The organism is Actinomyces sp. oral taxon 169, from assembly GCF_013394715.1.
GTDB lineage: Bacteria > Actinomycetota > Actinomycetes > Actinomycetales > Actinomycetaceae > Actinomyces.
This window is the reverse complement of sequence record NZ_CP058259.1, coordinates 1,292,798-1,306,677: the sequence shown is the minus strand read 5'-3', so window position 1 is coordinate 1,306,677 and position 13,880 is coordinate 1,292,798. Positions and strand designations below refer to the sequence as shown.

The 13,880-nt window shown below is 69.9% G+C and carries 12 protein-coding genes; 4 read left to right on the top strand and 8 right to left on the bottom strand.

Features of this window, described 5'->3' with window-relative positions:
• Positions 1 to 85: 85 nt before the first annotated feature.
• On the bottom strand, positions 86 to 964 hold the full coding sequence (locus tag HW274_RS05640) for a 1-acyl-sn-glycerol-3-phosphate acyltransferase (protein WP_185989429.1): 879 nt from the start codon (positions 962 to 964) through the stop codon (positions 86 to 88).
• Positions 965 to 1,152: 188 nt separating this feature from the next.
• Between HW274_RS05640 and HW274_RS05635 the strand changes: the two genes are divergently transcribed.
• Together HW274_RS05635 and HW274_RS05630 are read left to right on the top strand one after the other, a co-directional pair.
• Positions 1,153 to 2,808 (top strand): DEDD exonuclease domain-containing protein, encoded by a 1,656-nt coding sequence (locus HW274_RS05635; protein WP_396027391.1) that lies wholly within the window; start codon positions 1,153 to 1,155, stop codon positions 2,806 to 2,808.
• 41 nt (positions 2,809 to 2,849) lie between these two features.
• Positions 2,850 to 3,443: a trans-aconitate 2-methyltransferase gene (locus HW274_RS05630; protein ID WP_185989428.1), complete on the top strand. Its 594-nt coding sequence runs from the start codon at positions 2,850 to 2,852 to the stop codon at positions 3,441 to 3,443.
• Positions 3,444 to 3,538: 95 nt separating this feature from the next.
• Here the strand turns inward: HW274_RS05630 and HW274_RS05625 are convergent, their stop codons facing one another.
• Positions 3,539 to 3,982 (bottom strand): hypothetical protein, encoded by a 444-nt coding sequence (locus HW274_RS05625; RefSeq protein ID WP_185989427.1) that lies wholly within the window; start codon positions 3,980 to 3,982, stop codon positions 3,539 to 3,541.
• Positions 3,983 to 4,162: 180 nt separating this feature from the next.
• On the opposite strand from HW274_RS05625, the gene HW274_RS05620 reads away from it, so the two are divergent.
• Positions 4,163 to 4,786 carry a superoxide dismutase gene (locus HW274_RS05620; protein WP_004565061.1) on the top strand — a complete coding sequence of 208 codons (624 nt, stop codon included), beginning with the start codon at positions 4,163 to 4,165 and terminating at the stop codon, positions 4,784 to 4,786.
• A gap of 102 nt (positions 4,787 to 4,888) precedes the next feature.
• On the opposite strand, the gene HW274_RS05615 is transcribed toward HW274_RS05620, so the two are convergent.
• The 4 genes from HW274_RS05615 to HW274_RS05600 form a co-directional block, all read right to left on the bottom strand.
• On the bottom strand, positions 4,889 to 5,881 hold the full coding sequence (locus HW274_RS05615) for an FKBP-type peptidyl-prolyl cis-trans isomerase (RefSeq protein ID WP_185989426.1): 993 nt from the start codon (positions 5,879 to 5,881) through the stop codon (positions 4,889 to 4,891).
• A 40-nt stretch (positions 5,882 to 5,921) separates the two neighbouring features.
• Positions 5,922 to 6,314 carry an iron-sulfur cluster assembly accessory protein gene (locus HW274_RS05610; RefSeq protein WP_185989425.1) on the bottom strand — a complete coding sequence of 131 codons (393 nt, stop codon included), beginning with the start codon at positions 6,312 to 6,314 and terminating at the stop codon, positions 5,922 to 5,924.
• Between the two features lie 235 nt (positions 6,315 to 6,549).
• Positions 6,550 to 8,208 (bottom strand): ABC-F family ATP-binding cassette domain-containing protein, encoded by a 1,659-nt coding sequence (locus HW274_RS05605; RefSeq protein WP_185989424.1) that lies wholly within the window; start codon positions 8,206 to 8,208, stop codon positions 6,550 to 6,552.
• 48 nt (positions 8,209 to 8,256) lie between these two features.
• Complete coding sequence (locus HW274_RS05600; RefSeq protein ID WP_185989423.1) at positions 8,257 to 8,913, bottom strand: hypothetical protein; 657 nt, start codon at positions 8,911 to 8,913, stop codon at positions 8,257 to 8,259.
• A gap of 375 nt (positions 8,914 to 9,288) precedes the next feature.
• On the opposite strand from HW274_RS05600, the gene HW274_RS05595 reads away from it, so the two are divergent.
• Positions 9,289 to 11,415, top strand: a complete 2,127-nt coding sequence (locus HW274_RS05595) for a glucose PTS transporter subunit IIA (protein ID WP_185989422.1) — start codon at positions 9,289 to 9,291, stop codon at positions 11,413 to 11,415.
• A gap of 140 nt (positions 11,416 to 11,555) precedes the next feature.
• On the opposite strand, the gene HW274_RS05590 is transcribed toward HW274_RS05595, so the two are convergent.
• Together HW274_RS05590 and HW274_RS05585 are read right to left on the bottom strand one after the other, a co-directional pair.
• Complete coding sequence (locus HW274_RS05590; protein WP_185989421.1) at positions 11,556 to 12,416, bottom strand: RNA methyltransferase; 861 nt, start codon at positions 12,414 to 12,416, stop codon at positions 11,556 to 11,558.
• Between the two features lie 147 nt (positions 12,417 to 12,563).
• Positions 12,564 to 13,862, bottom strand: coding sequence for an SPFH domain-containing protein (locus HW274_RS05585; protein ID WP_185989420.1), 1,299 nt, complete (start codon positions 13,860 to 13,862; stop codon positions 12,564 to 12,566).
• Positions 13,863 to 13,880: the final 18 nt, after the last annotated feature.

Sequence of the window (13,880 nt, the reverse complement as noted above, 5' to 3'; positions counted from 1 at the left end):
CAGTCTACGTGCCATCGGTTGCCGCTGACAGGGACCAATCGGACAGAATCAGAACGCCGGGATAGTCGCCCGGTCCCCAAAGCCCCTACTCGGCCCCGGGCTCGGGCTCGTCGTCGGAGGCCTTGTCCTTCTTCTTGTCCTTGCCGCTCTTGTCCTCGGGCGGCTCGGGCACGGAGACCTCGGGGGCGGGGCGGCCACCGGGCGCGGCCACGGGGGCCGCCGAGGGGCGGGCCTGCGCCTGGGCGGCGAGCATCTCGGTGACGACCTCGTCGGCGGTCTTCTTCTCCGAGTCCATGGCCTTCTTGACGTCGGCGGCGTAGAGGTCCACGTACTCCTGGCCGGAGAGGGCCATGAGGGCGTACATGATCTCGTCGGTGATGGAGCGCAGCACGAAGCGGTCGTTCTCCAGGCCCTTGTAGCGGGAGAAGTCCAGCGGCTCGCCGATGACGATGCCCACGCGGTGGCGGGTGGAGGGGATGGACTTGCCGATCGGCTGGGCCAGGTTGGAGCCGATCATGGCCACGGGCACCACGGGGGCTCCGGTGGCCAGGGCGATGCGGGCCACGCCGGTCTTGCCGCGGTAGAGGCGACCGTCGGGGCTACGCGTGCCCTCGGGGTAGATGCCGAAGAGCTGCCCCGAGCGCAGGCGGTCGATACCGGCCTGGAGCGCCGCCTGGGAGGCCTTGCCGCCGGAGCGGTCCACAGGGATGGTGCCCACGGTCTTCATGAAGTTCTTCACCGCCCAGCCCTTGACGCCCTTGCCGGTGAAGTAGTCGGCCTTGCCGATGAAGGCGACCTCGCGGTCCACCAGCAGCGGAAGGAAGAAGGAGTCGATGACCGCCAGGTGGTTGGAGGCCAGGATCGCCGCGCCCTCTGCGGGAATGTTCTCCTCGCCGCGGATCCAGGGCTGGTAGAGCATCTCCAGGGCCGGGCCGACTGTTGCCTTGATGGGTCCGTATCCCACGCGGGGCCTCCTGTGAACTGCTGGCTGGGCGGCCACCACACGGTCCTGCACCATCGGAGACGGACGGCACCGGAGCCGGCGGTGCCGCTCGGGTATGGGGTGATTCTAGGGTGCTTCCAACCCTGCTCGCACCGACTTCCCGACTGCCGGCGAGGATGCATGTCACTGCCATCCTCTAGCCTGCGACCGTGAGCACCATCGGGACCCAGGTGTCCTTCGCCGACATGGGCACGCCCCTGGAGCGGGCGACCTTCGTCGTGGTGGATCTGGAGACCACCGGCGGGGCGCCGGGCGCTCGCTCTCTGACCGAGATCGGGGCCGTCAAGGTGCGTGGTGGGCAGGTGCTGGCCGAGTTCTCCACCCTGGTCAACCCCGGCGTCGCCATCCCCGCTCAGATCACCATGCTCACCGGCATCACGAATGCCATGGTGGCCGGCGCCCCCGGCGTACGCACCTGCGTGGAGGCCTTCCTGGACTGGGCGGACCTGCTGGCCGACGACGTCGTCCTCGTCGCGCACAACGCCCGCTTCGACGTCGGTCACCTGCGTGGCGCCGCAGCGGCCCTGGGCCTGGAGTGGCCCGAGCCCCGCGTGCTGGACACCCTGGCGCTGGCCCGCAAGGCCTGGACCCGCAGCGAGGTGCCCAACCACAAGCTGGGGACGTTGGCCGCCTTCGTGGGCTCCCAGACCCGTCCCACACACCGGGCCCTGGATGACGCGCGCGCCACCGTGGACGTGCTGCACGGCGCCCTGGAGATCATGGCGCCGCTCGGCGTCACGCATGTGGAGGACCTGGCCACCGCCTCGGACCCGGTCCCGGCCAAGCGCCGGGCCAAGAGCCGCCTGGCCGACGCCCTGCCCAGCGGCCCAGGCGTCTACCAGTTCCGCTCGGCGGCCGACCAGGTGCTCTACGTGGGCAGCGCCGTGGACCTCAAGCGCCGGGTGCGCTCCTACTTCACCGCCGCGGAGAAGCGCCGCCAGGTGGCGCAGATGCTGGACACCACCGTGAGCGTGCGGCACATCGCCACACCCACGCTCATTGAGGCGCGGGTGCGCGAGCTGCGGATGATCGCCGAGCTCGACCCGCCGGTCAACCGCCGCTCCCGGGCCCCGCGGCGCCGGCCCTGGCTTCACCTGACCCAGGGCTCGGGCCCGGGGGCCGAGCCGCGGTTGGCGCTGACCACCGCGCTGCCCACGGAGGAGGTCGGCCATGCGGTGGGCCCCTTCGCCTCACGCGGCAGGGGCCAGGAGGCTCTGCGCGCCGCCGAGTCGGTGCTGCGTCTGCGCCGCTGGGACGGGCGCGAACTGCGGCGGGTGCGCCACGACGACGTCCCGGCTGAGCCGGCCGAGGTGCTGGCCTGCCTGTCGGGCGAGGTCGACCTGGTGGCCTCTCCCCTGCTGGAGCGCATCGCGGAACTGTCCCGGGCCGAGCGTTATGAGGAGGCCGGGACCTGGACGGGCCGCCTGCGCTGCCTGCTACGCGCGGTGGATCGGGCCGAGCGGGTGCGGCCCCTGCTGGCCTGCCCGCATCTCATGGCGGCCCGCCGGCGCGAGGTCGGCGGCTGGGAGCTGGTGGTGGTGCGCTGGGGCGTGCTGGCCGGCTCCATGACGACCGCACCGGGCGCCGACCCGCGCCCCGCCGTCGAGCTGCTGCGCGCCAGCGCCCGGGTTGTTGAGCGGCCCGGCCGCGTCGGTGAGGTGGCGAGCATTGAGGAGACGAGCCTGCTGGCCGACTGGATCCTGGACGAGGGCGCCCGCATCGTGGAGGTCGACGGCGACCCCGCGGTGCTCACGTGGCCGATCGGTGCGGCTGCCCGCCACCGCAAGGTCCTAGCCTCGCAGTAATGAGGGCTCAGCTCCTTGTCGGTCCTTGTAGGCTCGGCGCGATGAGCTCCAGTCACGTGTGGTCGGCCTACAGCGCTCGCGCCAAGAAGTACGCAGCGGCACTTGGCCACATGGGGGCGACGGCGCAGGAGGACCGCCGGCTCATCGCCCGATGGGCGCGAGGGGTCCAGGGGCGGATCGTCGATCTGGGGTGCGGGCCGGGACACTGGACCGCATACCTCCATGACCTGGGCCTGGAGGTCGAGGGGGTGGACCCGGTCGAGGGCTTCATCGAGATCGCCCGCGCTCAGCACCCGCACGTGACCTATCGACAGGGCTCCTGTGCCTGCCTGCCGGCACAGTCCTACGGGGCCGTCCTGGCCTGGTACTCCCTCATTCACATCCCGCCCCAGGAACTTCCCGGAACGCTGGCGTCCCTGAGAGACAGTCTCACGCCGCGAGGAAGCCTGCTCATCGGGTTCTTCGCCGGGGACCGGGCCGAGGAGTTCCCCCACGCGGTCGCCCCGGCCTACTACTGGCCCCCGCGGGAGCTGGCCTCGCTTCTGGAGCGCAGCGGATTCACCGTCCTGGACATGGAGCACCGCCAGGTCCCCGGTGCGCGAGACCACGGCAGCATCTCCTGCCGCGCGGTGTAGAAGGCCGCTTCAGCGCACGCGAGACCAAGGCGAGGCGGCCATGGCCCGATGCCTCAGGTCCTCACCGACGCCGGACGGGGCAGGTGGAGCCGGGCTCAGCCGGCGGGAGTGACGGTGCCGCGGCGGGCGGTGAGGGCCTTGGCAACGCCCTCCTGGAGGCTCAGCGGGTCCAGGGGGCGGGGCACGACGACCTCCGCCTTGGCCCAGGCGGCCAGCCAGTCGTCCTGGGGGCGGGCGGTCAGCAGGACGACGGCGGGGCGCTCGTCGAGCTCGGTGAACAGCTCGTGGGCCAGTCCCATGCCGCCGAGCTTCTTGGCCTCGGCGTCCAGGACCAGCGCGTCGAAGGGCGGCTGGCCCTCCTTCTCACGGTCCTTGATGGCCATGCGCACACCCTCGGCGGTGGCCGCCTCGGTCCAGCTCACCAGTGGCAGGCCCTTGGCCGGTCGGCGTCCGACACCGTCGATGACCTCCTGACGCACGGTGGCGTCGTCGGAGAAGACGAGAAGCTCGAGGCGGGCGGAAGCAGCCTGGTCGGTCATAGCGGATCCTTCGTGGACGGGTACGGACGGCAGTGTTTCCGCGGTCAGTGTAATCACACGCGGGCTCCCTATCCCTCTTCCGGAGCCACGTCTAGCATGAACCTTGTTCAGGACTTCAGTCCTAACAAGCCCTGCTGAGGCGGGACTGAAGCCATCTCACCCACCGAAAGGCAGTCCTTGATGGCCGTGTACACCCTTCCCGAGCTCCCCTACGACTACGCCGCCCTGGAGCCCCACATCTCCGGCAAGATCATGGAGCTCCACCACGACAAGCACCACGCCGCCTACGTCGCCGGCGCCAACGCCGCCCTGGAGGCCCTGGCCGCCGCCCGCGAGGCCGGCGACCTGGCCGCCATCAACCTGTGGGAGAAGAACCTGGCCTTCAACCTGGGCGGCCACACCAACCACTCCATCTTCTGGAAGAACCTCTCCCCCAACGGCGGCGGCCAGCCCGAGGGCGAGCTCGCCGAGGCCATCAAGGACTCCTTCGGCTCCTTCGAGAAGTTCCAGGCGCAGTTCACCGCCACCGCCATGGGCATCCAGGGCTCGGGCTGGGCCGTGCTCGCCTACGACTCCCTCTCCGGAAAGCTCGTCACCTTCCAGCTCTTCGACCAGCAGGGCAACGTGCCCGTGGGCACCATCCCGCTGTTCATGGTGGACATGTGGGAGCACGCCTTCTACCTCGACTACCTCAACGTCAAGGCCGACTACGTCAAGGCCGTCTGGAACATCGCCAACTGGCAGGACGTCTCCGAGCGCCTGGCCGACGCCGTCGCCAAGGCCCAGGGCCTCATCGTCCGCTGATGCCGGCCGGCGGACACGCGCCGCACAGGCTTGTGGCCCGCGCCCCTTCACGGGGTGCGGGCCACAGCCTTATCACGAGTGGTTGGCTGAGCGGCTCTGTGCTCAGATGACCTTCTCGACGTCCATCACATAGATGTACGCCGACTCACGCTTCCCTCCATTGGAGTTGCCGGGGGCCAGCAGCACGATCCTGGAACCCACTGGCAGTCCGGCCGCGTTGATCTGCGCGGCCGGCATGGCGCTGGGGGCGTGGTCCTCCCAGGTCGAGCTCCTCGTCGTGCCGTCCCACGAGGTGCGCGACATCTGCACGGCCACCGTGTCGGTCTCCTTGATCGCCTGGCCCTTGCCGCGAGCGATGACGAAGACCTCCGACTGCAGGGGCTCCTCGGCCTGAGGGCCGGCAAGGCCGGCCGCCGGGGCACCCAGGTCCCCGGAGACCGTCACGCCGCGGTCAGAGAGCTTCTTGACCGCCGCGGAGTCGACCGTGGCGTCCTTGGTGGCCGGAGTCAGCTCATCGCCCGTGATGCGAGCGGTGATGTCGACGACGAAGACGAGCGGCCCGGTCGGGGAGTTCGGGCGAGCTGGATCGGCGGTCTCGCCATATGCGAGCTTGCCCGGGATCGACAGCTGGACGCGCTCACCGACCTTGTGCCCGGCCAGGCCGCAGGTCCATCCGGGGATGACCCCGGTCAGGCCGAAGGTGACCGGGGCACCCTTCTTGAAGGAGGAATCGAAAGCCTCCGTTGACCCCCACTTCCAGCCCACGTAGTTGACGGTGATGACGTCGCCCGAGGACACCGCCGGGCCGTCCGCGGCGGTGAGTGTCTTGGAGACGAGGTTGGCGGGCGCCTGCTTCCCCTCACTCCAGGTGACGGTCGGCTCGGACCCCGCATTGCCTCCGATCGCCGGAAGAGCCTCGGAGTCGGTCTCGATCTTTCCGGCCTCCTGAGCGCAGTCGATGATCGAGCGGGTCAGGGTCGGGGACGCCTGGGCCGAGGGCGTGGCAGAGGCGTTCTTGGACGACCCCGAGCAACCGGCCAGCGCGAGGCAGGCGGCCGCGGCCAGGGCCGTCAGGGTCAGGGATGTGCGGCGCACATGAGCTCCTTGAGTGAGGGAGGGGCCTGCGCGGGAGGGATCAGTGGAAGGACTCGCCGCAGGCGCAGCTTCCGGCGGCGTTGGGGTTGTCGATGGTGAAGCCCTGCTTCTCGATGGTGTCGGCGAAGTCGATGGTGGCGCCCGACAGGTAGGGCACGCTCATACGGTCGACAACCACCTCAACGCTAGCCATCTCGTCGCTGCCCGTGGGGAAGGCGCGCACGGCGTCGCCATCCAGGAGACGCTCGTCGAAGTAGAGCTGGTAGACCAGTCCGGAGCAGCCGCCGGGCTGGACGGCCACGCGCAGGCGCAGATCGTCGCGCCCCTCCTGGGCAAGGAGGCTGGCGACCTTCGCGGCGGCGGTCTCAGTGAGGATGACCTCGTGCTCGGGGGTCTGGGTGTCAGCGGTCTCGGTCAGGGTGGTCTCTGCCATGGTCATCTCCTGGTCTGGTGTGCCTACGTTCGTCTGCGGCGCCTCGTGCGGAGCCGCTGAAGGTCCTGCGGTGGCTCTCGTGACGAGCGCCTGAAGGATCCACTGGAGCCAACGCTCCAGCTCGATGCCTTGTTCCTGGTGACAACCCTACGCGGTCCTCACCGCAGAGCCGTGGTGAGGGGACTCACTGTGTCCGACGGCGTCGCGCCCGGGTCGGGAGGGTGCAGTCCGCCCCTCAGGCCAGGGCCACCAGCTCGAGGTACTCCGGCCCCCACAGGTCCTCGTCGCCGTCCGGCAGCAGGAGGACCCGGTCGGGGTTGAGGGCCTCGACGGCGCCCTCGTCGTGAGTGACCAGGACGACGGCGCCAGCGAAGGTGCCCAGCGCCCCGAGGATCTCCTCGCGGCTGGCAGGGTCGAGGTTGTTCGTCGGCTCGTCGAGCAGGAGGACGTTGGCGCTGGAGACCACCAGCATGGCCAGGGCCAGGCGGGTCTTCTCCCCGCCGGAGAGGACCCGGGCGGGCTTGTCGGCGTCCGCGCCCGAGAAGAGGAAGGAGCCCAGGACGCTGCGCACCTGGGTGTCGTCCATGCCGGGGGCGGCGCGGCGCAGGTTCTCCACGACGCTCGCCGCGGTGTCGATGGTCTCGTGCTCCTGGGCGTAGTAGCCGATCTTGAGGCCGTGGCCGGGGATGACTTCACCGGAGTCGGGCTCCTCCACGCCGCCGAGCAGGCGCAGGAGCGTGGTCTTGCCGGCGCCGTTGAGGCCGAGGACCACGACCCGGCTGCCTCGGTCGATGGCCAGGTCGACGCCGGCGAAGACCTCCAGGGAGCCGTAGGCCTTGGACAGCCCGGAGGCGCGCAGCGGGGTCTTGCCGCAGGGGGCGGGGTCGGGGAAGCGCAGGTGGGCGACCTTCTCCACAGCCGCCTCGTCCTCCAGGTCGGCCATGAGGCGCTCAGCCCGCTTGAGCATCTGCTGGGCGGCCACGGCCTTGGTGGCCTTGGCCCGCATCTTCTCCCCCTGGGCGCGCAGGGCGGCGGCCTTCTTCTCCGCGTTGGCGCGCTCCCGACGGCGCCGGTGCTCGTCGTCGGCACGCTGCTTGAGGTAGGCGTCCCAGCCCAGGTGGTAAACGTCGAGGACCCCGCGGCCGGCGTCGAGGTACATGACCTGGTTGACGGTGTCGCGCAGGAGCTCAACGTCGTGGCTGATGACGATGAAGCCCCCGGCGTAGGTACGCAGGTGGTCGCGCAGCCACAGGATCGAGTCGTGGTCGAGGTGGTTGGTGGGCTCATCGAGCAGGAGCGTGTCGGGCTGCTGGAACAGGACCCGGGAGAGTTCGACCCGACGGCGCTGGCCACCTGCGAGCGTGCCGATGGGCTGGTCCAGGATGCGGTCGGGCAGGCCCAGCGCGGCACTGATGCGGGCGGCCTCGGAGGCGGCGGCATAGCCGCCGGCCATGGTGAACTCGTGGTCCAGGCGCGTGTAGCGGTCCAGGGCCTTGGCCTGAGCCTCACCCTCGGTGACGGCGATGCGCTCCTCGGCCTTGCGGATGCGGGCCAGGAGCGCGTCGATGCCGCGGGCCGAGAGGATCCGGTCCCGGGCGATCTCGCTGAGGTCCCCGACCTTGGTGTCCTGGGGCAGATAGCCCACCGAGCTCGTGCAGGTGATCGTGCCCTCGTGCTCGACGGCCTCCAGCCCGTGGCGCTCGTCGGCGTCGTTGACGGCGCGGCCGGCGCCCTGGGCCACAGAGGCGGCGGCGAGCAGCTTGGTCATCGTGGTCTTGCCGGCGCCGTTACGCCCCACGAGGCCGATGCGCATCCCCTTGTCGACCCGGAAGCCGGCGTGAGCGACGAGCTGGCGGGCACCGATGCGCATGGTGAGGTCCTGGACATTAATCACGCGCGCCATGCTACGGGCCCGCCGGCGCTGCCCGCCGCAACGGACCTATCAGTCCCACCACATCCACCAGCCGACCCCGCCGCCGGCCCACTCGGGCCGGGTACGCACGATGTCGTCGGGAATGCCGCCGGCGTCGAGCTCGTACCGGTCCTTGACCCGCTCCCACAGCGCGGAGCACTGGCAGTCCCGGCTGTGCTCGACGAGGACCTCGTAGCCCTGCAGGTCGGCGTCGGCGACCCACAGGGCCTCAGCGCTCAGACGCTCGTCCTCCCGCTGGGGGCCAATGCCGTAGCCGCACAGACGCACCTGCCCGTCCGCCCCGGCGCAGGCGGTCAGCATCGTCTTAAGGCTCGGGGCAAGGTTCTGGCGGTCTCTCAGTGCTGCAGCCGGCAGCCGGCTCAGCAGGTCGGCCGCGGTGGCGGCGTCCATGCCCCGGAAGGGCACGTAGTCGCTCACCGGGCCGCCCCGGGAATCCAGCCGCAGCGGGCTCTCGCCCGGCAGGCAGCGCGGGGTGTCGAGCCAGGGCTCCAGCAGGCGCCACAGGCCGATGCGCACCGTCCACCCCGGTGGACCGTAGAGCCGCGGCAAGTCGGGCGCGGCAGTCGGAGTCGGGACGGGCGGCGGAGTCGTGGTGGGCGGGCGAACCGGGATGTTCGGTAGGACCGGCGATGCCGGCTGTGCGGCCAGGGAGGTCTGCGCGCTCATATCGAGCTCCTTCGCGTGAGACGGGGTCGGCGTGCCTCAAGCGTGCAAAACCCGCTCCCGCGGTGCACCCACTGGCCCGAGCACCTGTGCGCACAACCCGCCTCAACTGCGCAAACACCGACCAGTGGATACCGGGATCGCGCAGCTTCTCGGCCATTGTTCGTCTCGGGCCAGGTGCGGGCGCCATCCAGATGGACTGTTCCCTTTTTGTTCTGAGCCGTGAGACAGTACCCTCTTCCTCAACCACCTTTTTGCGCCCGCGCGGCGCACGAGGTGTCAGATCCCCACCACCGAGAGCGAGCCAGTCGGAGACTCGGAGAGCACTGGGGTGCATCCTCCGTCCTCGTCACCTTCGCTCAGTAGGAAAGGGCCCGAATGGCAACCACGACCTCAACCCCTGAGGCAATCCTCGACGCCGTGGGCGGCGCCGAGAACATCATCCATTTCACCCACTGCGCCACCCGACTGCGCTTCGAGCTCAAGGACGCCTCCGGCATCGACAAGGCGGCCGTCGAGGCCATCCCGGGCGTCATGGGCGCCGTCCCCCAGTCTGGGGACCGTTACCAGATCGTCATCGGTGGTGCCGTGCAGAGCGTGTACGACGAGATCAACAGCCTGCCGGCCATGAAGAACCAGGGCGGCTCCTCCGGCTCGGGCCAGTCCGACGCCGACGTCAAGGCCGCCGCCCGAGCCAAGGCCCGCGGCAAGAACGCCTACGTCGACGCCTTCTTCGAGTACCTCTCGGACTCCTTCCGCCCCCTGCTGCCGGCGCTGCTCGGCGCCTCCCTCATCATCGCGGGTGAGGCCATCTGTGAGGCCTTCGGTCTCATCAACACCCACGCGGATGCGGCGGAAAAGCCGGCCACACTGTTGTTCGTCGACGCCATGTTCCGTGCCGTCTTCTACTTCCTGCCGATCATGGTGGCCTACAACGCCTCCAAGAAGCTCAAGATCGACCCGTGGGTCGGCACCGCGATCATGGCTGCGCTGCTCACCCCGGAGTTCGTCGACCTGGAGAAGCACCCGAGCACGACCTGCATCGACAACGCCACGATCAACTCCAAGCTGTGCACGGCGCACATTGCCGGGCTGCCCATGCAGCTCAACGGCTACGGCGGCCAGGTCTTCGTCCCCCTCATGATGGTCGCCATCCTGGCACTGGTCTACAAGGGGCTGGTCAAGGTCGTTCCGACCAACGTGCAGATGGTCTTCGTGCCCTTCCTGTCCTTCGTCATCATGATGCCGGTGACCGCCTTCCTCATCGGTCCCCTGGGTATCTGGATCGGTACCGGCCTGGGCACGGCCCTGTTCTGGCTGAACTCTCACGCCCCGATCATCTTCGCGATCCTCATCCCCATGGTCTACCCCTTCCTGGTGCCGCTGGGCCTGCACTGGCCGCTCAACGCCCTCATGCTGGCCAACATCGCCTCCGCGGCCACGAACCACACCGACTTCATCCAAGGCCCCATGGGCGCCTGGAACTTCGCCTGCTTCGGCGCCACTGCGGCCGTCCTCGTGTGGTCCTTCCGCGACAAGGACGATGAGATGCGCCAGACCGCCACCGGTGCCCTCTTCGCCGGTCTGCTCGGTGGTATCTCCGAGCCGAGCCTCTACGGTATCCACCTGCGCTTCAAGCGCATCTACCCGTTCATGCTCGTCGGCTGTGCCGTGGGCGGCCTCGTCCAGGGCATCGGCAGCATGCTGGGAGGCATCGAGGGCGTTACGACCACGACCTTCGTCTTCACCTCGCTGCTGACCATCCCGGTCTTCAACCCCATGTGGCTCTACGGCATCTCCGTCGCCGCGGCCTTCGCCACCTCCTTCTTCCTCATCGTCACCTTCGGCTACCGCACCAAGGAGGAGCGGGCCGAGGCGCTCGCCGCAGCCGGCGTCACCAAGGGCGGCAACACCGCTGCCTCCGCTCCGACCCAGGCCGCTGAGTCACCCAAGGCCGCCGCTGCGGCTGCTGCTCCCGTGGAGGAGGGCGACCGGACTGCGAAGGCCCCCACGCCCAAGCCTGCCCTGGTTCCCGGTGCGGTCACTGAGATCGCCTCGCCGCTCAAGGCCACGACCATGGACCTGGACAAGGTCCCCGACCCGGTGTTCTCCTCGGGCGCCGTCGGTCAGGGCGTGGGTCTGGAGCCCCAGGGCGACATCGTCGTCACGGCTCCGGCGGACGGCACCGTCGTCGTGGCCCCGTCCTCGGGGCACGCCTTCGGCATCACCCTGGACAGCGGCGTGGAGATCCTCATCCACGTGGGTCTGGACACCGTCAACCTGGAGGGCCAGGGCTTCGACGTCAAGGTCTCCCAGGGCGACCGCGTCAGCGCGGGCCAGGAGCTCGTCCGCGTGGACCGCTCCGTCATCGAGCAGGCCGGTTACCCGCTGACCACTCCGGTGCTCGTCACCAACACCGCCTCCTTCGCCTCGGTCGAGGTCGTCGGCGGCGACTCGGTGGAGCCCGGCGAGGCCCTCATCAAGGTCACCGCGCCTGAGGCCTGAGCCTGACACGACGCCGCCGACCTGATCGGCTGCGAACACAACGGTGGGGCCGGATCCGTCCATGGACGGATCCGGCCCCACGGTGTTTCTCGCCTTCTACTCATCCGGCGTGAACCTGCGGCACCGGGCTGCAGTCCGGGTCAGGGCAGACGCAGCGCCCAGAAGGCCACAGCCGCGGCGGCCGCCACGTTGAGGGAGTCCACTCCCCCGGCCATGGGGATGCGCACCACCTCGTCGGCCGCGGTGATGGTCCGGTGGGACAGCCCATCCCCCTCCGTGCCCAGGACGACGGCGACCCGCGAGTCCGCGGCTGTACAGGCCGGTGAGGCCGCAAACTCATCCAGTGCCACGGAGGTGTCCGACAGTGCCAGGGCGGCCACGGTGAAGCCCTGTGCGTGGAGCTCGTCCATGGCGGGCCAGCGCTCGATCCGGGTCCAGGGGACCTGGAAGACGGTGCCCATGGATACGCGCACGCTGCGCCGGTAGAGGGGGTCCGCGCAGCGCGGAGTGACCAGGACGGCGTCGATCCCCAGGGCGGCCGCGCTGCGGAAGGCGGCCCCCACATTCGTGTGGTCCACCAGGTCCTCCAGGATCGCGACCCGCCTGGCCCCCGCTCCCCCGCGGGCGGCCGCAAGCAGCTCGGGAACACCGGCGAGCTCGGGCCGGTTCATGGCGGCTAGGGCCCCGCGGTGCAGGTGGAATCCCGTGATGGACTCCAGGACCTCCTCGGGGGCGACGAACACGGGGACCTCGCCGCCGTCGTCGCTGCCTGCGCAGCCGGCCGCGGAGGCGATGACCGGTCGCATCTCCTCCAGGTGGCGCGGGGCCATGAGGAAGGAGCGCGGGGCGTGCCCGGCGGCCACGGCGCGCGTGATGACCTTGGAGGACTCGGCCATGTACAGGCCCCGCCGGGTCTCCAGCCGACGGCGCAGCGCCACGTCCGTCAGCCTGGTGTAGTCCGCCAGGCGCTCGTCGGCGCCGTCGGCCAACTCAATAATCATCGCGTCGTCACCTTCTGGGGTTTTCCCGGTCCAGTACAGCAGTACGGCGGGAAGAATAGGCGATCATCGTGGATCGCCCACTCCTCCCGCCGCAGCGAGTGTCCCCGGGGCCTCGTCCGGTCCCCCAGGGGTGTGAGGGCTGCCGGCTCAGGCTCCGTAGGGGCCCTGGGGCGCGCCGGGAGGCGTGCCGTAGCCGGGCTGGGCCTGGATGCCGTAACCGCCGCGAGGGGGCACGGAACCGGGCTGGGCCTCCTCGGAGTCGGCCACGTGGCTGCCGTGCGCGGCGTGAGCCCCCTCGAGGCCGTCGGAGGTCGGAACGCTCACCGTGGCCTCGCCGTCGGCCTCATCCGCAGGAGCCTTCGGGGAGACCCCTGCCTTGGGTGCGGGCTCCTCACTGGCCTCCTGGGAGGCCGACTCGACCTCACCGCGGGCCTGGGCGAGAGCCTCCTCGGGGGCCTGGAGACTGGTGCTGGCCAGGTCCGAGGCGATGCCCAGGTCGAGCTCGCTGCCGGAGAGGTCGACACCGGGACGGGCGTCGTCGTCGTCGGAGTCGTCCGAGCCGCCGGGGCCGCTGTCCTTGCCGCTGCCCAGGGCGCCGGCGATGCCGTCGAGCGCCGCCGTGAACTCCGTGGGCACGATCCACATCTTGGAGGAGGAGCCGTTGGCGATCTTGGGCAGGGTCTGGAGGTACTGGTAGGCCAGCAGCTTGGAGTCGGCGTTACCGCGGTGGATGGCGTCGAAGACCTGGAGGATGGCGCGCGACTCACCCTGCGCCTTGAGGATCGCGGACTGCGCCTGACCCTCGGCGCGCAGGATCGCGGACTGCTTGTCACCCTCGGCCGTGAGGATCTGGGACTGCTTGACACCCTCGGCGGTCAGGATCGCGGCGCGGCGGTCACGCTCGGCGCGCATCTGCTGCTCCATGGAGCCCTGGATGGAGGCCGGCGGGTCGATGGACTTCAGCTCCACGCTGTTGACGCGGATTCCCCAACGGCCGGTGGCCTGGTCCAGGACGCCGCGCAGCTGGCCGTTGATCTGGTCGCGGCTGGTCAGCGTCTGCTCCAGGTCCATGGAGCCGACGACGTTACGCAGCGTGGTGACCGTCAGCTGCTCAATGGCCTGCAGGTAGTTGGAGATCTCGTAGGTGGCGCGCATGGGGTCGGTGATCTGGTAGTAGACCACCGAGTCGATGCTCACGACGAGGTTGTCGGAGGTGATGACGGGCTGAGGCGGGAAGGAGACGACCTGCTCACGCAGGTCCATGATGTTGCGCACCCGGTCGATGAAGGGCACCAGGAAGTGCATTCCAGCGCCGTAGGCCGCCTGGAAGCGCCCCAGGCGCTCAACGATGATCGCAGTGCTCTGCTTGACGATCCGCACCGCCCGGAAGATGGCGACGATGACCAGGACGGCCACGAGAAGCAAGATGATGGAGACGAAGGGCACGAGGTTCCTCCTGCAGGG

Bases quoted from the DNA above. Each gene is read 5' to 3' on its own strand.
- HW274_RS05630 (WP_185989428.1), top strand. From the start codon at position 2,850: ATGAGCTCCAGTCACGTGTGGTCGGCCTACAGCGCTCGCGCCAAGAAG.
- HW274_RS05625 (WP_185989427.1), bottom strand. From the start codon at position 3,982: ATGACCGACCAGGCTGCTTCCGCCCGCCTCGAGCTTCTCGTCTTCTCC.
- HW274_RS05620 (WP_004565061.1), top strand. From the start codon at position 4,163: ATGGCCGTGTACACCCTTCCCGAGCTCCCCTACGACTACGCCGCCCTG.
- HW274_RS05610 (WP_185989425.1), bottom strand. From the start codon at position 6,314: ATGGCAGAGACCACCCTGACCGAGACCGCTGACACCCAGACCCCCGAG.
- HW274_RS05600 (WP_185989423.1), bottom strand. From the start codon at position 8,913: ATGAGCGCGCAGACCTCCCTGGCCGCACAGCCGGCATCGCCGGTCCTA.
- HW274_RS05595 (WP_185989422.1), top strand. From the start codon at position 9,289: ATGGCAACCACGACCTCAACCCCTGAGGCAATCCTCGACGCCGTGGGC.
- HW274_RS05590 (WP_185989421.1), bottom strand. From the start codon at position 12,416: ATGATTATTGAGTTGGCCGACGGCGCCGACGAGCGCCTGGCGGACTAC.